Source organism: Cryptosporangium aurantiacum (assembly GCF_900143005.1).
In the GTDB taxonomy this organism is placed as follows: domain Bacteria; phylum Actinomycetota; class Actinomycetes; order Mycobacteriales; family Cryptosporangiaceae; genus Cryptosporangium; species Cryptosporangium aurantiacum.
The window spans coordinates 454,276-473,531 of the sequence record NZ_FRCS01000002.1 but is presented as its reverse complement, the minus strand read 5'-3'; the positions used below and the strand labels follow the sequence as shown (position 1 = coordinate 473,531).

17 protein-coding genes are annotated in these 19,256 nt (G+C 71.0%); 12 read left to right on the top strand and 5 right to left on the bottom strand.

Annotated elements, in window-relative coordinates:
* Positions 1-36 precede the first annotated feature (36 nt).
* The 3 genes from BUB75_RS08970 to BUB75_RS08960 are packed head-to-tail and all read left to right on the top strand — an operon-like array spanning position 37 to position 4,567.
* On the top strand, positions 37-1,518 hold the full coding sequence (locus BUB75_RS08970) for a pyridoxal phosphate-dependent decarboxylase family protein (protein ID WP_073254189.1): 1,482 nt from the start codon (positions 37-39) through the stop codon (positions 1,516-1,518).
* Entirely contained in the window at positions 1,515-3,278 is a 1,764-nt protein-coding gene (locus BUB75_RS08965) for an IucA/IucC family protein (RefSeq protein ID WP_218617392.1), read from the top strand. Before BUB75_RS08970 ends, BUB75_RS08965 begins: the two co-directional genes overlap by 4 nt.
* Positions 3,275-4,567 carry a lysine N(6)-hydroxylase/L-ornithine N(5)-oxygenase family protein gene (locus BUB75_RS08960; protein WP_073254185.1) on the top strand — a complete coding sequence of 431 codons (1,293 nt, stop codon included), beginning with the start codon at positions 3,275-3,277 and terminating at the stop codon, positions 4,565-4,567. The genes BUB75_RS08965 and BUB75_RS08960 overlap by 4 nt, the downstream gene beginning before the upstream one ends.
* Here BUB75_RS08960 and BUB75_RS08955 read toward each other — a convergent pair whose 3' ends face one another.
* Positions 4,568-4,978, bottom strand: coding sequence for a DUF3592 domain-containing protein (locus tag BUB75_RS08955; protein ID WP_073254182.1), 411 nt, complete (start codon positions 4,976-4,978; stop codon positions 4,568-4,570).
* A gap of 172 nt (positions 4,979-5,150) precedes the next feature.
* On the opposite strand from BUB75_RS08955, the gene BUB75_RS08950 reads away from it, so the two are divergent.
* The 7 genes from BUB75_RS08950 to BUB75_RS08920 all read left to right on the top strand — a co-directional run bounded on the left by BUB75_RS08950 (position 5,151) and on the right by BUB75_RS08920 (position 12,913).
* Positions 5,151-6,320, top strand: coding sequence for a CaiB/BaiF CoA transferase family protein (locus BUB75_RS08950; protein WP_073254178.1), 1,170 nt, complete (start codon positions 5,151-5,153; stop codon positions 6,318-6,320).
* 538 nt (positions 6,321-6,858) lie between these two features.
* Complete coding sequence (locus tag BUB75_RS08945) at positions 6,859-7,572, top strand: hypothetical protein (protein ID WP_073254175.1); 714 nt, start codon at positions 6,859-6,861, stop codon at positions 7,570-7,572.
* A gap of 75 nt (positions 7,573-7,647) precedes the next feature.
* Positions 7,648-9,144 (top strand): carboxyl transferase domain-containing protein, encoded by a 1,497-nt coding sequence (locus tag BUB75_RS08940; protein ID WP_073254172.1) that lies wholly within the window; start codon positions 7,648-7,650, stop codon positions 9,142-9,144.
* Between the two features lie 78 nt (positions 9,145-9,222).
* The gene (locus BUB75_RS08935; RefSeq protein WP_073254169.1) at positions 9,223-10,146 is read left to right on the top strand and encodes a carbamate kinase; all 924 of its coding nucleotides are present in this window, start codon (positions 9,223-9,225) and stop codon (positions 10,144-10,146) included.
* On the top strand, positions 10,147-11,253 hold the full coding sequence (gene bar / locus BUB75_RS08930; protein ID WP_073254166.1) for a barbiturase: 1,107 nt from the start codon (positions 10,147-10,149) through the stop codon (positions 11,251-11,253). It abuts the gene before it with no gap.
* A gap of 20 nt (positions 11,254-11,273) precedes the next feature.
* Positions 11,274-11,822 carry a nucleotidyltransferase family protein gene (locus BUB75_RS08925; protein ID WP_084740547.1) on the top strand — a complete coding sequence of 183 codons (549 nt, stop codon included), beginning with the start codon at positions 11,274-11,276 and terminating at the stop codon, positions 11,820-11,822.
* A gap of 140 nt (positions 11,823-11,962) precedes the next feature.
* Positions 11,963-12,913 carry a TolB family protein gene (locus BUB75_RS08920; protein WP_178379804.1) on the top strand — a complete coding sequence of 317 codons (951 nt, stop codon included), beginning with the start codon at positions 11,963-11,965 and terminating at the stop codon, positions 12,911-12,913.
* Between the two features lie 264 nt (positions 12,914-13,177).
* On the opposite strand, the gene BUB75_RS08915 is transcribed toward BUB75_RS08920, so the two are convergent.
* Both BUB75_RS08915 and BUB75_RS08910 read right to left on the bottom strand, forming a co-directional pair.
* A complete protein-coding gene (locus tag BUB75_RS08915; RefSeq protein ID WP_073254159.1) occupies positions 13,178-14,215 on the bottom strand; it encodes a hypothetical protein in 1,038 nt (345 codons plus the stop codon).
* Positions 14,212-14,715 (bottom strand): SigE family RNA polymerase sigma factor, encoded by a 504-nt coding sequence (locus BUB75_RS08910; protein WP_073254156.1) that lies wholly within the window; start codon positions 14,713-14,715, stop codon positions 14,212-14,214. The genes BUB75_RS08915 and BUB75_RS08910 overlap by 4 nt, the downstream gene beginning before the upstream one ends.
* A 135-nt stretch (positions 14,716-14,850) precedes the next feature.
* On the opposite strand from BUB75_RS08910, the gene cysS reads away from it, so the two are divergent.
* Both cysS and rlmB read left to right on the top strand, forming a co-directional pair.
* The gene (gene cysS, locus BUB75_RS08905; RefSeq protein WP_073254153.1) at positions 14,851-16,227 is read left to right on the top strand and encodes a cysteine--tRNA ligase; all 1,377 of its coding nucleotides are present in this window, start codon (positions 14,851-14,853) and stop codon (positions 16,225-16,227) included.
* Positions 16,228-16,254: 27 nt separating this feature from the next.
* Entirely contained in the window at positions 16,255-17,229 is a 975-nt protein-coding gene (gene rlmB, locus BUB75_RS08900) for a 23S rRNA (guanosine(2251)-2'-O)-methyltransferase RlmB (RefSeq protein WP_073254150.1), read from the top strand.
* Positions 17,230-17,291: 62 nt separating this feature from the next.
* On the opposite strand, the gene BUB75_RS08895 is transcribed toward rlmB, so the two are convergent.
* A complete protein-coding gene (locus BUB75_RS08895; protein WP_073254146.1) occupies positions 17,292-17,819 on the bottom strand; it encodes a VanZ family protein in 528 nt (175 codons plus the stop codon).
* Positions 17,820-17,900: 81 nt separating this feature from the next.
* Positions 17,901-18,989, bottom strand: coding sequence for an ABC transporter ATP-binding protein (locus BUB75_RS08890; RefSeq protein ID WP_073254143.1), 1,089 nt, complete (start codon positions 18,987-18,989; stop codon positions 17,901-17,903).
* Positions 18,990-19,256 lie beyond the last annotated feature (267 nt).

The following is a 19,256-nucleotide window of genomic DNA, read 5'->3' as shown; positions in this document are numbered from 1 at the left end:
GAGCCCGATAACGCGTCAGATCATGGTGCCGCTGCGTTGGCGGGCGGGGCAGCGGGTGCGGAGGCGCTGACGCGGTTGCTGGGCCCTGTGCTGGACGCGCTCGCGGCCGGGGCTCGCGACCGCGGAGGGCCCGCGCCCGTGGGTCTCCCCGCGGCACTCGACGAGGCCTGGCGCGACACGCTCACCCCGGGCGGTGGTGCGACGACGGGCGGTGGTGCGTGGCCCGGAGCCCCGGGCGGTGGTGCGACGACGGACGGCGTGGCGGCGCTCTCCGAACTCGTGCGGTTGTTCACTGCGGGCTCGGTCGATCCCGCGGATCCGCGCTGCGTCGCGCACCTGCACTGTCCGCCGCTCGCGATCGCGGTCGCCGCCGACCTCGCCGCCTCGGCGCTCAACCCGTCGCTGGACTCCTGGGACCAAGCCCCGATCAGCACCACGCTGGAGCCCGCCGTCATCACCGAGCTGGCCGGCCTGGTGGGTTACCCGGACACCGCCGACGGCGTCGTCACCACCGGCGGCTCCGAGTCGAACCTCCTCGGGCTGCTCCTGGCCCGCGAACACGCGGTCAGAGCAGCCACCGGCACCAGCGCCGTGCGCGACGGCGTTCCACCCGGCCGCTACCGAATCTTCGGCTCGGCCGTCACGCACTTCTCCGTCCACCGCGCCGCCGGGCTGCTCGGCTTCGGCGAGGACGCGTTCGTCCCGGTCCGCACCGGCCGTGACCACCGCCTCGACCCCGAGGCCCTCGATGCGGCCCTGAGCGCGTCCACCCGCGACGGCGAGATACCCGTCGCGATCGTGGCCACCGCAGGCACCACCGACCTCGGTGCGATCGACCCCCTGCCAAGAATCGCCGAAGTAGCGGCGAACCACCGCACGTGGCTCCACGTCGACGCGGCCTACGGCGGCGGCGCGCTGTTCTCCGAGACCCTCGCACCGCTGCTCGACGGCCTCCACCGCGCCGACTCGATCGGTCTCGACCTGCACAAGCTCGGCTGGCAACCGGTCGCCGCCGGGATCTTCCTGACCCGCGCGGCGACGAACCTCGCCGCGCTGGCCCGCCGTGCGGAGTACCTCAACCCGGCCGACGACGAGGACGCGGGTTACACCAGCCTGCTGGGCCGGTCACTGCGCACCACCCGCCGCCCCGACGCGCTGAAGATCGCGGTCACGCTGCGCGCCCTGGGACGAGCCGGGCTCGGCGCGCTGGTCGACCGGTGCGCGGCCCTGGCCGTCCATGCGGCGGCGTCGATCACCGCCCGACCGGAGCTGGAGCTGTACCAACCGCCGGTGCTCACCACGGTCGTGTTCCGGTTCCGGGGCCCCGACGAGCTCAACGCCCGGCTGCGCCGCGCGTTGCTGTCCGCGGGTCGTGCGGTGGTCGGCCGCACCCAGATCGACGGCCGCGTCTGGCTGAAACTCACGCTCCTCAATCCGGACGCCACACCGGCCGACGTGGACGGTCTGCTGCGCGCCGTCGTCGTAGCGGGTACCGGAGAATTGGAGGCCGCGCGGTGACGGAACCCGACATCCTGAACCGGCTCCTCGGCGACACGTCCGACCGGAGCCGCACCACCGGTACGCCGCGAACCGGCGCGACCGCCCTGGACGGTGCCGCCAACGGGCTCGCGGTGCAGGCGCTGCTGCGGTGCTGGGTACGCGAGGCGCGCGTCCCGGTGCCCGCTCGCGGCGCCACGCTGGAGATCCCGCTGCACGTCACCGGCACCCGGGTCGAAGCCGAGGTGCGGTACTGGTCGGCGACCGGCTGGCACCGCTTCGGCCCGGCGCGATTCCCGTCCGGGACGACGCTGGACGCCACCGTGCTCGCCACGCTGCTGGCCACCGAGGCGAATGCCCACGGCTCACCGGCCGACCTGGTCGAACAGGTCATCGACTCGACTCGGCGGCTCGACCGGTACCTCCGGTCCCGCGCCGCCACCCCGAACGGTGACCCGGTCGCCCCGTTCCTGGTCGCCGAGCAGGCCCTGGTCGCCGGGCACCCGCTGCACCCCACGCCGAAGAGCCGCCCAGGACTGTCCGACCTGGACGAGCTCGGCGCGGCGCCGGAACTTCGCGGCGCGGCGCCGCTGCACTGGTTCGCGGTGGAGCGGCAACTCGTGCGGCACGGCTCCGCCACCGGCGTCGGCGCGTTGGAGCAACTGGCCGCGCTGGCTCCGCGGGGCCTGCGCGCGCCGGACGGCATGGCGCTGATCCCCGCGCACTTCCGGCAGGCCCGATCGCTGCTGGGTCGCGCCGACGTCCAGGACCTGATCGGCGACGGGCGGCTGTGCGACCTGGGCCCCTGCGGTCCGGCCTGGTCGGCCACGTCGTCGGTGCGGACGCTGTACCGGGCGGACGCCCCGCGGATGCTGAAGCTCTCGCTCGGCGTCCGGATCACGAATTCACGGCGGGAACACCTCGTGCCGGAACTGATCCGCGGAGCGGAGATGTACCGGCTGGTCGAAGCCGGCCTCGGCGAGATGCTGGCCGCCGCGCATCCGCGATTCCGGATCCTCGGCGACCCGGCCTGGGCCGCGGTTCCGCTGCCGACCGAGGACCCGACCGGGCAGGTGGCGCTGGCGGTCAGCCTGCGTGACAACCCGTTCGGCCCGGACACCAGGGCGGTGTGCGTGGCCGGGCTGGTCGCCGAGCGTCCGGACCTGGCCGACTCCCGGTCGGGGCTGGCCGTGCTGATCGAGCAGCTCGCGCTGTCCGGGGGGCGCCCGGTTGCGGCCGTGGCCGTGGAGTGGCTACGGCGGTACGTCGACGAGGTGATCGCGCCGGTGGCCTGGCTGCACGGCGTCCACGGGCTCGGGTTGGAGGCCCACCAGCAGAACACGCTGGTGACGCTCGACCCGGCCGGATGGCCCGTCGGCGGCTGGTACCGCGACAACCAGGGTTATTACCTCTCGCCGACGCGCGCCGGGACCCTACACACGCTGGTGCACGGCCTCGGCGCGGAGAGCGACGCGACCAACCCCGACGACGTCATCGACGAGCGGGTCGCCTACTACGTCGGGGTGAACAACCTGCTGGGACTGATCGGTGCGATCGGCTCGTCCGGGCTCGCCGACGAGGTCGTCGTGCTGCGCGCCGCGGTGGCCGCGCTGGAGTCCCACCGTCACGGCTTTGTCGGTGCCCTGCTGGACGCTCCGGAGCTCCCGTGCAAGGCCAACCTGCTGACCCGGGTCGCCGGGCTGGACGAGCTGGTCGGGCCGGTGGAGACCCAGTCGGTCTACGTCCGGATCCCCAACCCCCTCTGGGAGGTACGAAGTTGAGCGAGCCGTATGACGTCCTCGGCATCGGGATCGGGCCGTTCAACCTGGCGCTCGCCGCGCTCGCCGAACCGCTGCCGGGCGTCTCCGCCGTGTTCTTCGACGGCCGGCCGGGGTTCTCGTGGCATCCCGGGATGCTGATTCCCGGTGCGACGCTCCAGGTGCCGTTCCTGGCCGACCTGGTGACGCTCGCCGACCCGACGAGCCGGTGGTCGTTCCTGTCGTACCTCCGCGAGCGCGACCGGCTGTTCCCGTTCTACTTCGCCGAGCGGTTCCACGTGCCGCGCACCGAGTACGACGACTACTGCCGGTGGGTCGCCGAGTCGCTGCCGTCCTGCCGGTTCGGTCAGCAGGTCGAGTCGGTGTCCTGGGACGCCGCCGAGCGTCTGATCGTCGCCGAGGTGTACGACCTGCACACCGCGCAGACCACGGTGGTGCGGGCGCGCAACGCGGTGCTGGGGGTCGGAACCGAACCTGCGGTGCCCGGCCCGCTGCGTCCGCTGCTCGGTAAGGAGGTGTTCCACTCGGCGGAGTTCCTCGACCGGCAGGAGTCGCTGCGTGGAGCGCAGGACATCACGGTCCTCGGGTCCGGACAGTCGGGTGCGGAGGTGCTGCTCGACCTGCTCCGTGGACAGCCCGACGGCGGGTACCGGTTGCGATGGCTCACCAAGGCGCCCGCGTTCGCGCCGATGGAGTACTCCAAGCTCGGGCTGGAGCACTTCACACCGGACTACACCCGGTACTTCCGTGAGCTGCCCGAGGAGGTCAGGGACGCGCTGCTGCCTGCCCAGTGGCAGCTCTACAAGGCCATCGACGCGGACACGATCGACGCGATCCACACCGAGCTGTACGACCGGACAGTCGCCGGCGGGACCGTGCAGCTGACGATGTCGCCGAACGTCGAGGTGGTGGGCGCCACTCGTGGGCCGGACGGCATCACGCTGGAGTGCCGCGAGCTGCTACAGGGCCGGGAGGTCACGCTGCGGACGGACCGGGTGGTCGCGGCCACCGGGTACGCCACCCGGCAGCCGCTGTGCCTGGCGCCGATGGAGGACGTGATCCGGAGGGACGACCGTGGCCGGTTCCGGATCGACGCCGACTACCGGGTTTTGCTGGATCCCGGCGTCACCGGTGGCCTTTACGTGCAGAACGCGGAGCTGCACACGCACGGCGTCGGAACCCCGGACCTCGGCCTGGGCGCCTACCGAGCCGCCACGATCCTGAACGCGCTGACCGGGCGGGAGGCCTACCGGTTGCCGTCGCAGACCGCGTTCACCACGTTCGGGGTTTGATCAGAGGTCCGGGATGCTGCCGAGCGCCAGGAACAGGCCTCCGAAGACGAACACGGCCGCGGGAAGGATGACGTTCCTCCCGGGTGGGCCGCCGATGTCGTCGGGGTGATCGAAGTAGGCCTCGGTCGGCTTGTCGGGCTCGTAGCGGATCGGCATCTGGTCGCCGGCGTCCCGCACGCCGGCTTGGCGGGGCCAGGTCTTCGTGCGGATCTGCTGCCCGTCTGCGGTCGTGAATTCGACGTGGTAGAGGTAGCCCGAAACGCCGGTGAGGTTCTCCCGCTCCAGGATCTCGGCGACGGCCGGAAGGCACCGAACCTTCGCGGTGTTGCGGGCCAGCCCGCGTCGCCAGCCGAGGAACCACATCGTGAGACCGAACAGCAGAAGGATGCTTCCGGTGATGACGCCTGCCATGTCGGCGAAGGTAGGAGGAGCGCCGGTGGCCACGCTCGTCTACGTCGCATAGACGACGCCGCTCCTGGTCAGATGTGACCGAGACGGACACCTGCCATTGGCCGGGATCGCCGTCGTCGGAGTGGGTACCGGGTTCTTAACCTGGGGCAACTGCTGACTCGAGGAGGCGCTGGTGGGGTCGAACGGACCGTTGGACGGCGTTCTGGTGGTGGACCTGTCCCGGGCGCTCGCCGGGCCGCATGCCGCGATGATGCTCGGTGACCTGGGTGCGCGGGTGATCAAGATCGAGAACCCGACCGGCGGTGACGACACCCGCTCCTGGGGCCCGCCGTTCGTCGGCCCGGACGACTCGGTGTCGACGTACTTCCTCTCGTGCAACCGGAACAAGGAGTCGGTGACGCTCGACCTCAAGTCCGACGACGGCAAGGACGTGCTGCGTCGGCTGGTCGAGCGGGCGGACGTGCTGGTGGAGAACTTCCGGCCGGGTGTCCTCGACCGGCTCGGTTTTGACGTTGCTCGGCTTCACGAGTTGAACCCCCGGCTGGTCGTGCTCAGCATCACCGGGTTCGGGCACGACGGACCGGAGGGCGGCCGCGCCGGGTACGACCAGATCGCGCAGGGCGAGGCGGGCCTGATGTCGCTGACCGGGCCGTCCGCCGACGAGCCCACCCGGGTCGGCGTGCCGATCGGTGACCTGCTGGCCGGCATGTACGGCGCGTACGGCGTCGTGGCGGCGCTGCACGAGCGCAACGAGACCGGGCGTGGACGGGTGGTGCGCACCAGCTTGCTCGCGGCCATCGTCGGCGTGCACGCGTTCCAGGGCACCCGGTACACGGTCGCCGGGGAGGTGCCGACCGCGTCCGGTAACCACCACCCGTCGATCGCGCCGTACGGGCTGTTCCACTGCGCCGACGGGACGCTGCAGATCTCGGTGGGGTCCGAGGCGCTGTGGCGTCGGTTCATCGCGGCGTTCCCCTCGCTGGACCGGCCGGAGTTCGGAACGAATCCCGATCGGGTCCGTCGCCGGGACGAGGTGATCAAGGCCGTCGATTCGGTCTTCGCGGAGTGGGCGCTCGCCGACCTGCTGCCGAAGCTCGCCGAAATCGGCGTACCGGCCGGGGAGGTGCGGTCGCTGGACCGGGTGTACGACTGGGAGCAGACCCGGTCGCAGGGGCTGCTCGTCGATGTCGACCACCCGGTGCTCGGGCCGATCACGCTGCCCGGGCCGCCGTTGCGGTTCGACTCCAACGCGTACGCGGGTGGTCGGCAGGAGCACGTCTCCCCGCCGACGCTCGGTCAGCACACGGAGTCCGTCCTGGCCTGGCTCGACGAGACGCCCTGATTTCCGGGCATTCGCTCGGCTGGTGCCTGATGACCGAAAATCAGGGCACCGAAGACGTCGTGCGGTCGGTCGGGCTTCGGGCGGAAGAGTTGGCGGGACTGAGCCCGACCGCTACGACGTCGTCGTGCAGGGCGGCGTAGGAACCGTGACCGTCCGGAGGGCGTGACGGGGCCTCCTGCCGCATGAGGCAGTCAGCATCACCAAGTGCATGTCCCACATGATGGATGCGGCCGTCTCCGTGTTGCGCGGAAGGTGGTTGGCGGTTTCCGTGTCTGGACACGGAAGCCGCCACGGCGACGAGGTGGGGCACGCGGAGAACGCCACATCCAATCCAGTGCGTGCGGCCGGGGCGGACACTCCCACGGTGAGCGCGGAAAGTTGGTGGCTAATCGGGGTGCGCAGCGGCCGTGGAGACCGGTACGGCACCAAATTCTCTTGGCGACTGACGCTTGGTGCGGCGCGCCGTCGTAGGCTCGGATGAGCCCGGTGCTGGGCGCGCCGTTAGTCGCTAGGCGCGCGCCATCGTAGGGTCTGCGCCATGTCGAACGCCTTCTCCAACGAGGATGTCGCCGCGGCCGCCGAGGTGCTGGCCGAATCGATTCGGCGACACGCCGCGGTCATGGTCGACCCGGACGCGCCGGTCCGGGGCGCGTTGGCGGCGATCGAGGCGCTCCGCACCTCGGCACGCCGCTACGAAGAGGTCATCTTCGGAACGTCGGGCTGGGGTCCCGTCTTCGCCGATCTGGACGAGGACGACTTCGACGAGGACGACGACGAGCACGACCATGACCACGACCACGCGCACAACGGCGTCGGCCCCGGTACGACACCTCCGATGACCATCACGGTCCGGGCCCGGTACGACTACCAGATCCCGGACCCGGACGCGGTGATCCGGGCCGGGCAACTAGCCCGGATCCGCTCCTGGGACGGCGACCCGCACGGGGCCGAGCCGGTCACCGGGGTCGGCGAGGCGATCTACGAGCTGTTCCACCTCTCCGGGTCCACGTTCCCCGCGCTGGACGTCCCCGAGCTGGCGCCGGGCAGCGGCTTCATGACCGTGCACCAGACCGCGGCACCGCTGGAGCCCGACGACATCGTCGGCCCCGGCGTCGATCTGGAGGAGCTGTTGATCAGCGAGGACGAGGACGAGCTCCTCTACGACCTCGCCGAGCCCCGGTACGCGACCCGAGAAGAGGCCGAAGAGGCCAGCCGCCGCCTCGAAGGGGACGACCCGGCCCAGGGGGTGTGAGATCGGCCCTTCTTGAACGATCCTGCACCGCTTCACCCGGCAGGATGGACTCCTCCACGACGCCGAGGAGGACCCGTGACCCGACGCCGGCTTTCCGCCCGCGAACTCATCGAGAGTGCGCTCGATCAGGACAGCTGGGAGTCGTGGGACGAACCGGTCACCGATCCGGCCGACGCCGATGAGGACTACCGCGCGTTGCTGGCGGCCGCCCGGGAGAAGACCGGTGTGGACGAGGCAGTGCTCACCGGCGCCGGCCGGATGCGCGGCCGCCGGGTCGCCGTTGTGGTCGGGGAGTTCCGGTTCCTGGCCGGCTCGATCGGCGTCGCCACCGCCCGCCGCGTCGCCGCCGCCGTGGAGCGTGCCACCCGCGAGGGCCTGCCGCTGATCGCCGCACCGACGTCCGGCGGCACCCGGATGCAGGAGGGCACGGTCGCGTTCCTGCAGATGGCGAACATGACCAGGGCGGTGACCGCGCACAAGGCGGCGGGCCTGCCCTACCTGGTGTACCTGCGGCACCCCACTACCGGCGGTGTGTTCGCGTCCTGGGGTTCGCTCGGCCACGTGACGGTCGCCGAGCCGGAGGCTCTGATCGGCTTCCTCGGTCCGCGTGTGTACGAGCTGCTCAACGGGCGGGAGTTCCCGTCCGGCGTCCAGACCGGCGAGAACCTGTTCGCACACGGCCTGGTCGACGCGGTCCTCCCGCCCGAGCAGGTCACCGACCTGGCCGCGCGGACGCTGGACATCCTCTGTTCGCCCCGGAGCGGGTTGCCTCGGCCGTCCGACGTGCCGCGCGAGGAGCTCGCCGACATACCGGCCTGGGAGTCGGTGACCCGCTCCCGCCGCGCCGACCGGCCGGGCGTCCGCAGGTTGTTGAAGCACGCGGCGCAGCCGGTGATCCCGCTGCACGGAACCCAGCAGGGTGAGACCGGCTCGGGCATGCGGCTGGCGCTGGCCCGCTTCGGCGCGGCACCGGCCGTCGTCCTGGGGCAGGACCGGCGTGGGCAGACCGCGGAGAGCCCACTGGACCCGGCGGCACTCCGGACCGCACGCCGCGGCATGCGGCTGGCGCAGGAACTGCGCCTGCCGCTGGTGACGATCATCGACACACCCGGTGCGGCGCTGTCCCAGCAGGCCGAGGAGGGCGGGCTGGCCGGCGAGATCGCGCGGTGCCTCGCCGACCTGATCGAGCTGCCGACGCCGACGCTCTGCGTCCTGCTCGGGGAGGGCACCGGCGGTGGGGCGCTGGCGCTGTTGCCCGCCGACCGGGTGATCGCGGCCGAGCACGCGTGGTTGTCGCCGCTGCCGCCGGAGGGCGCGTCGGCGATCGTCCACCGGACCACCGAGCGGGCACCGGAGATGGCCGCCGCGCAGGGCGTCCGGGCCCGTGACCTGCTGGCGAACGGCATCGTCGATCGGATCGTCGCCGAACGTCCGGACGCGGCGGACGAGCCAGAGGCGTTCCTGGCTCGGCTCGGACGGGTGATCGAGCACGAGTTGGTCGGACTGCTCGATCAGGAGCCGGAAAAGCGCATCACCAACCGCACCGATCGTTACCGCCGCATCGGCGGCTGAGCGCTCTGCCGAAAACCCCCGCCGCTTTGGGCGAGTGTTGACCATGTCCGGACCGAGGATCGTTTCTACGCTCGCCTGATGCGGGTCGTGATCGCTCTCGGTGGGAACGCGATGACCTCGGCGGACGGCAGCGCCCGTCCCGAGGACCAGATCGCGGCAATTCGTCGCGCGGGCGCTTCGATCGCGGCGGTCGTCGCCGCGGGGGCCGAAGTCGTGCTCACCCACGGCAACGGGCCCCAGGTCGGCAACCTGCTGGTGAAGAACGAGATGGCCGCCCACGTGGTGCCGCCGGTGACGCTGGACTGGTGCGGCGCTCAGACCCAGGGCACGGTCGGCTTCGTGCTGCTCAACGAGCTGCAGGCCAGGCTGCCGGATCAGCCGGTCGCGGCCCTGGTGACGCGCGCGCTCGTCGACGCCCACGACCCCGGGTTCGTGAACCCGTCCAAGCCGATCGGCCGCTACCTGAGCGGCGCCGAGGCCGCGGTGATGATCCAGCACGGCCAGCTCTGGGAGGACCGCGGCGAGCGGGGCTGGCGCCGCATCGTGGCCTCCCCGGAGCCGCGAGCCGTCCTCGACGCCCCCGCCGTCAGGACCCTGCTCGACGCCGGTTACGTCGTCGTCTGCAACGGCGGCGGCGGCGTCCCGGTCGTCCGGGAGCCGGACGGCCGGCTGCGCGGGGTGGAGGCCGTGATCGACAAAGATCTCGGCGCCGCGCTGCTGGCGCACGCGCTCGACGCCGACGTGCTGGTGATCGCGACCGACGTGGAGGCCGCGGTGGTCGGCTGGGGCACCCCGCAAGCCCGCGCGCTCGGCGAGGTCGGCGTCGCCGAGCTGCGCCGGTTGGCCACCGAGGGCCACTTCGCGTCCGGTTCGATGGGCCCGAAGGTCGAGGCCGCGTGCCGATTCGCCGAAAATGGTGGCCGCTCGGTGATCACGTCACTCGACTTCATCGCGGACGCCGTCCAGAAGACCGTGGGAACCGTAGTAACTAAGGAGATCTAGTTGCCTGACGCCATTGAAGTACGCAAGGTCCCGATTCTGAACGTCAGCGACGCGTCGGGCCTCGCCCAGCTCATCGACGACAAGATCATCGACGCCGACCGGGTGATCGCCGTGATCGGCAAGACCGAGGGCAACGGCGGCGTCAACGACTACACCCGGATCATCGCCGACCGGGCGTTCCGCGAGGTGCTGGTCGAGAAGGGCACCCGCAGCGCCGACGAGGTCAAGCAGATCCCGATCGTGTGGTCCGGCGGCACCGACGGTGTGCTCTCGCCGCACGCGACCGTGTTCGCGACGATCCCTCGCGGCGAGGAGGAGAAGACCGACGAGCCGCGGCTGACCGTCGGCTTCGCGATGAGCGAGGTGCTGCAGCCCGAGGACATCGGCCGTGTCGCGATGGTCGAGAAGGTCGCCGCCGCGGTGAAGGTCGCGATGGAGCGGGCGGGCATCACCGACCCCGCCGACGTGCACTACGTCCAGACGAAGACGCCGCTGCTGACGATCCACACGATCCGGGACGCCAAGAGCCGCGGCAAGACCGTCTGGACCGAGCACACCCACGAGTCGATGGACCTCTCCAACGGCACCACCGCACTGGGTATCGCGGTCGCGCTCGGCGAAATCGACATGCCGACCGACGCGGACGTCATGCACAACCGCGAGCTCTACTCGTCGGTGGCGTCCTGCTCCTCCGGCGTCGAGCTCGACCAGGCCCAGGTCGTCGTCGTCGGCAACGCCCGGGGCGTCGGTGGGCGCTACCGGATCGGGCACGGCGTCATGAAGGACGCGCTGGACTCCGACGGCATCTGGGACGCGATCCGGTCCGCGGGCCTGGAGCTGCCCGAGCGTCCGCACCCGAGCGACCTCGACGGGAAGCTCGTCAACGTGTTCCTCAAGTGCGAGGTGTCGCAGGACGGTGTGGTCCGCGGGCGCCGCAACGCGATGCTCGACGACTCCGACGTGCACTGGCACCGCCAGATCAAGGCCACGGTCGGCGGTGTCACCGCGGCGGTGACCGGCGACCCGGCCGTGTTCGTGTCGGTGTCCGCCGCCCACCAGGGCCCGGACGGCGGCGGCCCGGTCGCCGCGATCGTGGACCTCGGCTGAGCTGAGTAACGTGGCCGGCCGTGAGCATCGTCGGGATCGTGCTCGCGGCCGGCGCGGGGCGCCGCTTCGGCCGCCCCAAGGCCCTGGTCGAGTACCAGGGTGAACGTTTCGTCGACCGGGCCGTGCGCCTGCTGCGCGACGGTGGCTGCGATTCCGTGCTCGTGGTGGCCGGCGCGGCCCCGCTGACCGTCGACGGCGCGACCGTCGTCGACAACCCCGGGTGGGACGAGGGCATGGGCTCGTCGGTCCGGGTAGGCCTGACGGCCGCTTCCGCGGCCGATGCGGTGGTGCTGGTCCCGGTCGACACACCCTTTCTCGGTCCGGACGCCGTACAGCGGCTGATCTCGGCGTACCGCGACGGCGCATCGGTGGTGGCGGCGACCTACCGCGGCACGCGTGGCCATCCGGTGCTGATCGCGGCGCAACACTGGGACGCCGTGCGGGCCGGGGCCCGGGGCGACGTCGGCGCTCGCGCGTTCCTCGCCGCCAACCCCGCCCTGATCACGCCGGTTGCCTGCGACGACACCGGCCGCCCCGACGACGTCGACACCCCGGACGCCCTCCGTTAGTGGTGTGATCCGCGCTATACCACAAGATAACCGGACGAAAACCTTCACAGGTGCGTGTTCGGAGCCGACAGGTAGCGCGAAGGGTGCACGCGAGCCCTCACCACAGGGGCTCATCACGGGGGAGCAATTCAATGCGGCGGATGATCAGCACCACGCTCCGGACTGCGGCGTCGGTCGGCACGGCGTTCGTCGGGGCGACGCTCGCCCTCACCAGCCCGGCCCTGGGAGCCCACGCGCAGGCCGCTGAGGCACAGGCGGGGCACCCGGCCGGTTCGGCCTGGACCGCGAACAGCGACGGCCGCCTGCTGGTCGACAACGGCCGCGACATGGACCAGGTCGCCGCGGGCAGCACCAAGACCCTGCTCGCCGGTGAGGCCTTCCAGCGCAAGTACGGCGCGTACTCCAAGGACGGCCGCAAGATCGTCTACTCCGACCAGGGACGCACCGGCTTCGGCGCGCAGGTCTGGATCATGAACGCCGACGGCTCCGGCCGCCGCCAGCTCACCAAGCTCGACACCGAGGCGTTCGGCCCCGAGCTCTCCCCGAACGGCGCGCTGATCGCGTACCAGAGCCAGGGCGCGGTCTGGGTGATGAAGGCGGACGGCACCGGCGCCCGCAAGGTCTCCCGGGACGGCTTCTACTACGGCACCGGCATCAGCTGGGCCCCCGACAGCACCCGCTTCGCGGTGACCCGCGGCCAGCTCGACGAGCGCAGCGGCGAGCCGTTCAACATCGAGGTCGTCACCGTCAAGGCCGACGGCACCCGCGAGACCGCGCTGACCCGCAACGGTGGCGACAAGAACAGCCCGGCCTGGAGCCCCGACGGCAGGACGATCGTGTTCAGCCACGCCACCGCCGGTGGCAACTACGACCTCTGGACGATGAAGGCCGACGGTACGAGCAGCCGCCAGATCACCCGCACGCCGAGCGTCGGCGAGCAGGACACGGTGTGGGCGCCGACCGGCACCTCGATCGCGTACGCCGCGTGGGCGCAGGCCACCGAGAGCGAGCCGCGGGTGATGAAGGCCAAGGCCGACGGCACCGCCGCCAAGTCGCTGAACGCCGTCGGCTACCCGACCAGCTGGAGCTGATCCGGCCATGAGGACACCCCGCGCCTACACCGGCCACCGACGCCCGTCGGCCCGCCGCCCGGTCTCGCGTCGCACCGCACCGAGCCCGAACGGCTCGACCAGACCACCCGAGCGCAGGCATCTGCCCCCGCCGATGCGCCCACTGACGTAAGAGTCCACCGACCCGAGGAGGTGATCGCTCGAGAACTCCACACCACGCCACAGAGTCACTGCGTCATAAGCGGTCGGGCCGGTTCGAATCTCTCGAACCGGCCCGACTGTCGTTCACTTCCAGGTCGTCTGGTCCTGAAGCTTCCCGGTCACCCGGAACCCTGCGGCGATGCGCAGCGCGTCGGCGTGAGCCGCCTGGATACTCGCCCGCGTGTCGATGCTGGGGGCGAAGCGGACCTCGGTGGTGGTCTTGTCGACCCTCGTGACCTCCGCTCGCCAGGTGCCGACGGGTCGCGGCCGATTCACGGTGGTGTTATCGGTCTTGGAGGTGGCGTAGTCGACCTGTGCCTTCACGTCCTGATAGCTGGTGCCGTACTGCACGTGAACCCAGGCCAGCGGGCTCCCGATCTCGCCGGTGATCAGCTCGAACACCGGGTGCGGTAGTGGCTCGGCCAGCGAGTACGGAAGCGGGGTGGGGGTGCCGGGCTGCACTTTCAGCGCCTTCGCGACCCGCACGGCGACGTCTTGCGGATCGGTGAGGCCGCCGATGTCGACCAAACCGATCGCGTCCGGAGCCCACTGGAACCTCAGCTGGCCGACCCGGCCGGCCGGACCGCCCCCGTTCATCCGGGAACCCTCCGGGTACCAGCTGGAGGGCTCGCCGTTCACGTCCGGCCCGGGGGCGCCCGGCGGCACGGTCCTCGGGATCGCCGCGCCCGGCACGGACGCCGGCGCGAGCACCGGCTCGACGACGATGCGCTTGCGGGGCGCCAGGTAGACCGTGATCACACCCTGGTGATCGGCCGAGGAGTAGGTGATGCGGATGTCGCTGGCCGTGATCCGCGTTTGCGTCGGGATGTAGCCGCCCGGCAGCCACCCCGGAGTGACCCGGAGCTTCAGCGGATCGAAGCTGGTCGGTGCTTGCCTCGGGGTCACCGGGGGCGCCGGGCGGTCGCGCACCGCGACCGCCACCACGGCCGTCGCCACCGTCACCAGCAGGACCAGCGCCGCCGCCCCGATGGCCACTAGGCGCTGCCGCAGGCGCCGCTGCCGCCGGGCGGTCTCGACCGCCAGGTACGAGTCCACCGCGGTGCGCTGCGGCGTCTCTGCCGCGACGTCGTTCAGCAGGGTGCGGAGTGCCGTTTCGTTCATCGTCCACTCCTCGTGTCGGCGGGGTGGGTTTCGTCGGGGAGTACGCGGCGCAGCGCCGCGATGCCCCGTGCGGTGTGGCTCTTCACCGTGTTCGCCGGGCAGCCGAGCGCCTCAGCCGTCTCGTCCACCGAAAGGTCTGCGTAGTAACGGAGGACCAACGCGGCACGCTGCTTGGCAGGCAGGGTCGCCAACGCGGCCCGCAGGGCCAGCGTGGCGGCCGGATCCGGGCCGGTGGACGCGACGTCCGGCAGCCGGTCGACCAGGACCACGCGGCGCGCCCAGCCCGCGCGCTTCTCGCCGAGAAATACCCGGACCAGCACCGTGCGGGCGTACGCGTCCCGGTTGGTCGCGGCCCGCGCCTTGCCCCAGTGCAGGTACAGCTTCACGAGCGCGCCTTGCACGAGGTCGTCGGCCCGGTGACCGTCCTGGCAGAGGACGTACGCCAGCCGACGTAACGCCGGTAGCGCGGACCGGACGTACTCGTGGTACTCGTCGTCCACAGATGTTCCTTTCGCCGCGGCTCTGCTCCTAAGAGCGGGCTGCGTGCCGTGCAGGTTGCGGCAGTGTGCGAATTCGATGTCGGGTACCGGTCGCCCGGGGCGCTGCGGCTACGTGTCTGCGTAGAATTGCGCGGCGTGACGCTCCGTCTCTATGACACCGCCAGCAGGTCGATCCGCGATTTCGTCCCGGTCACCCCGGGGCGTTGCGGGATCTACCTGTGCGGTCCGACGGTGCAGTCCGGTCCGCACATCGGGCACCTGCGCTCGGCAGTCAACTATGACGTGCTGCGGCGCTGGCTGACCCGCTCGGGTTACGAGGTCACGTTCGTCCAGAACGTCACCGACATCGACGACAAGGTTCTCGCCAAGGCGGGCGACCTCGAGTGGTGGGCGCTCGCGTACGCCAACGAGCGCGCGTTCGCCGACGGTTACGCGACGCTCGGCTGCCTCCCGCCGACGATCGCTCCGCGGGCGACCGGTCACGTGCCCGAGATGATCGAGCTGATGCACACGCTCATCAACCGCGGCCACGCGTACGCGTCCGAGGGTGACGTGTACTTCGACGTCATCTCCTACCCCGAGTACGGCGCGCTGTCCGGGCAGCGGATCGACCACGTGCAGGGTGACGGCGCGGACGATCACTGCAAGCGTGACCCGCGGGACTTCGCGCTGTGGAAGGGCCGTAAGCCGGAGGAGCCGGCGAGCGCGTCCTGGCCGACGCCCTGGGGCCCCGGTCGTCCGGGTTGGCACCTGGAGTGCTCCGCGATGGCCGGCCGGTACCTCGGCGAGACGTTCGACATCCACGGCGGCGGCCTCGACCTGGTGTTCCCGCACCACGAGAACGAGATCGCGCAGTCCAAGGCCGCCGGGTTCGGGTTCGCGAACTACTGGGTGCACCACGCGCTGCTGAACCTCGGCCCGGAGAAGATGAGCAAGTCGATCGGCAACGTGATCGACCTCGCCCACGTCCTGGGTCTGGTGCGGGCCGTCGAGGTGCGCTACTACCTGGCGACCCCGCACTACCGTTCGACGATCGACTACAGCGAGGAATCGCTGCTCGAAGCCGCGGTCGGCTACCGGCGGATCGAGAACTTCGTCGAGCGGGCGACCGAGCGGGTGGGCGCGGTCGAGCCGGCGTTGGCGCCGGCGTTCGTCAACGCGCTCGACGACGACCTGGGCACGCCGGCCGGGATCGCGTCCGTGCACGAGGCGGTGCGGGCCGGTAACGCGGCGCTGGCGGCCGGTGACGACGCCGCGGTGCGGTCGGCGCTGGCCGAGGTGCGCGGCGGCCTGGAGGTCTTCGGGCTCGACCCGGCGGAGTGGGCCGCGTCCGGCGGTGACTCCGGTGAGCTGCGGGGCGTCGTCGACTCGTTGGTGGCAGTTGCTCTCGAGCAGCGTCAAGCTGCGCGGGCGCGGAAGGACTACGGCGCCGCAGACAGCATCCGGGACCAGCTCAAAGAGGCCGGTATCGTGGTGGAGGACACTCCAGCGGGTCCACGCTGGACCCTGTAACCCCCTCCTTAGCGAAAGAGCCACCACATGCCCGGCAACAGCCAGCGCCCCAACCGCCGCAAGGCGGGCACCAAGAAGGGGCCGGTCGTCGGTTCGGGTGGCCAGCGCCGCAAAGGGCTGGAAGGCAAGGGCCCGACGCCGAAGGCCGTTGACCGGTTCAAGCACCCCGCGTCGAAGCGGGCGGCCTCGGCGGCGCGGCGTACCGCGTCGCCGTCGGCCGACCGGGCCCGCACGAGCCCCGGGCGCCGTGCCCAGGGCTCGCGGGAGGGTGCCGAGCTGCTCGTCGGGCGCAACCCGGTGGTGGAGGCGTTGCGGGCCGAGATCCCGGCCAGCGCGTTGTTCCTGGCTCTCGGCGTCGACATCGACGAGCGGATCAACGAGGCGGTGCAGACCGCGGGTGACCGCGGCCTGTCGATCATCGAGGTCAGCCGCACCGAGCTCGACCGGATGACCGGGGGAGTGCTGCACCAGGGCATCGGGCTGAAGGTGCCGCCGTACGCGTACGCGGATCTGCCGGACGTGCTGGCGGAGGTGTCGGGGCCGCCGCTGCTGGTGGCGCTGGATGGGGTGACGGATCCGCGCAACCTTGGTGCGGTGGTGCGATCGGCTGCGGCGTTCGGTGCTTCCGGGGTGATTCTTCCGGAACGGCGTGCGGCGGGCATGACCGCCACTGCCTGGCGGACGTCGGCCGGTGCGGCGGCTCGTCTGCCGGTGGCTCGCGTCACGAACCTCACCCGGACGCTACGGTCGCTGCAGGAGCAGGGGTTCACCGTTCTCGGTCTGGACGCCGACGGCGAGGTGAGTTCCGACTCGTTGGAGGTCGGCACCGATCCGGTCGTGATCGTCGTGGGCTCGGAGGGCCGCGGGTTGTCCCGGCTGGTCGGCGAGGCCTGTGACCAGCGGGTTTCGATCCCGATGACGAGCGACACCGAGTCGTTGAACGCGTCGGTGGCGGCGGCTGTGCTGCTGGCCGAAGTGGCTCGGCAGCGCCGCCAGTCCTGAGCTGACACCGCACTCCGCCCCGGGGGCGACGCCGTCCGGTCCGGCCGCCTAGCGGCCGGACCTCACAACGGCAGCAGGCGGCGGAGGCGGTGGCGGGCCGGGCGGAGCGCCAGCCCGAGCGCGATCCCCAACACCAGCCCGTAGGTGTTGTCCGCAACGTCCCGGGTATCGCAGAACCGGTCCAGCGGCAGTACCCGCTGGGCCGATTCGACCGCGAGCGGCAGCAGGAGCGCGAACGCGCTCAGCGTGAACGGCGTCCAGAGCGTCGCGGGCTTGCGCGTCCCGGTCAGCGCGACGAACGCGCCGAGCGGCACGAACATCCAGACGTTGAGGCTGCGCCCGTTGATCCGCCCCTCGAACGGCCACGGAAGCCAGTCGGGTCGCCAACCGGCCTGGACGCATCCCCATCCCTGCCAGTAATTCGCGAAGCCTGCGGGCGCCGGAGTGAGCGTCACGATCGCGATCGCGGCCACGCTCAACACCAGCCCGATCGCGACCAGCGGATGGGTTCCCGCGTGTCGTGCCAGCGGGCGCCACGTGATCGCCGCCAACGCCAGGACGGCCGCCGCGACGAGCGCGATCGGTAACAACTCGCTGGCGATGCCGACCCCCAGAACGTAGAAAGACCTGCGCCGAACCCGTCGGCGCAGGTCTTTCCTACTCTACGAAGGTCAGTCGAGACGCTTGCCGCTCTCCGCGTGGAAGGCGTGCACCTCGTCCTTGTTGATCTGCAGGTGGACGGTGTCGGCGAGGCCCGGGATCGTGCGACCGTCGGTGCGGGTCACGATCCGCGTGTCCTCGCTCTCGATCTCGGCGTGGCCGTACACGTAGGCGTCCGAACCGAGCTCCTCGACCAGGTCGACGATGACCGGCAGACCGGTGCCGTCGGAAACCACGCTGATCGCCTCCGGGCGGAAACCGATCGTCACGGTCTTGGCGCCACCCTCACCGGCGGCCGTGACCTGCTCGCGGGTCAGCGGCACGACGATGTTGCCGAGCTTGGCGCCGTCCTCGGTCAGCGGAACCGTCTTGAGGTTCATGGCCGGCGAGCCGATGAAGCCTGCGACGAACGCGTTGGCCGGCTTGTCGTAGAGCGTGCGCGGGGTGTCGCACTGCAGGAGCAGGCCGTCCTTGAGGACCGCGACCCGGTGGCCCATCGTCTGCGCCTCGACCTGGTCGTGCGTGACGTAGACCGTGGTGATGCCGAGCCGCTTCTGCAGGGCGGCGATCTGCGAACGGGTCTGGACACGCAGCTTGGCGTCCAGGTTCGAGAGCGGCTCGTCCATCAGGAAGACCTGCGGCTGGCGGACGATCGCCCGGCCCATCGCGACACGCTGACGCTGACCACCGGAGAGCGCCTTCGGCTTGCGGTCGAGGTAGGGCTCCAGGTCGAGCAGCTTCGCGGCCTCGCGGACCTTCTCGGCGATCTCGGCCTTCGGGGTCTTTTTGAGCTTCAGCGCGAAGCCCATGTTCTCCGCGACCGTCATGTGCGGGTAGAGCGCGTAGTTCTGGAAGACCATCGCGATGTCGCGGGCCTTCGGCGGGAGGTGCGAGACGTCCTTGTCGTTGATGAGGATGGAGCCCTCGTTGACGTCTTCGAGGCCGGCGAGCATCCGCAGCGACGTCGACTTGCCGCAACCGGAGGGGCCGACCAGAACCAGGAACTCACCGTCGTGAATCTCGAGGTCGAGCTTGTCGACGGCGGGCTTGGTGGAGCCGGGGTAGATCCGGCTCGCCCCCTTGTACGTGACCGTAGCCATGGTGCAGTCCTTTCCACCGGCAGGAACGTGCCGGACGATCCGAGTGGTGAGGACGGTGCGGACAGCTCCGCCTCCCGCGAACGGACATCAGGTCCGATCGTGGAGCAAAGATAACTCGCACATGTCGGTGACGTTGCTGTTCAGGGAAAGACAGTCGACGGCGTTCGCTATTGGTCGGATTTACTATTCGTGGCAATAAGTAATTGAGTGCTATCGGTGGGTAATCTTTATGCCCATGAATCGTTTCAAACCCGCACGAGGGGTGTG

Excerpts from the sequence above, each read along its gene's own strand:
- BUB75_RS08955 (WP_073254182.1), bottom strand. The coding sequence starts at position 4,978 with ATGGCAGGCGTCATCACCGGAAGCATCCTTCTGCTGTTCGGTCTCACG.
- BUB75_RS08945 (WP_073254175.1), top strand. The coding sequence starts at position 6,859 with ATGTCGAACGCCTTCTCCAACGAGGATGTCGCCGCGGCCGCCGAGGTG.
- BUB75_RS08935 (WP_073254169.1), top strand. The coding sequence starts at position 9,223 with ATGCGGGTCGTGATCGCTCTCGGTGGGAACGCGATGACCTCGGCGGAC.
- BUB75_RS08920 (WP_178379804.1), top strand. The coding sequence starts at position 11,963 with ATGATCAGCACCACGCTCCGGACTGCGGCGTCGGTCGGCACGGCGTTC.
- BUB75_RS08915 (WP_073254159.1), bottom strand. The coding sequence starts at position 14,215 with ATGAACGAAACGGCACTCCGCACCCTGCTGAACGACGTCGCGGCAGAG.
- rlmB (WP_073254150.1), top strand. The coding sequence starts at position 16,255 with ATGCCCGGCAACAGCCAGCGCCCCAACCGCCGCAAGGCGGGCACCAAG.
- BUB75_RS08890 (WP_073254143.1), bottom strand. The coding sequence starts at position 18,989 with ATGGCTACGGTCACGTACAAGGGGGCGAGCCGGATCTACCCCGGCTCC.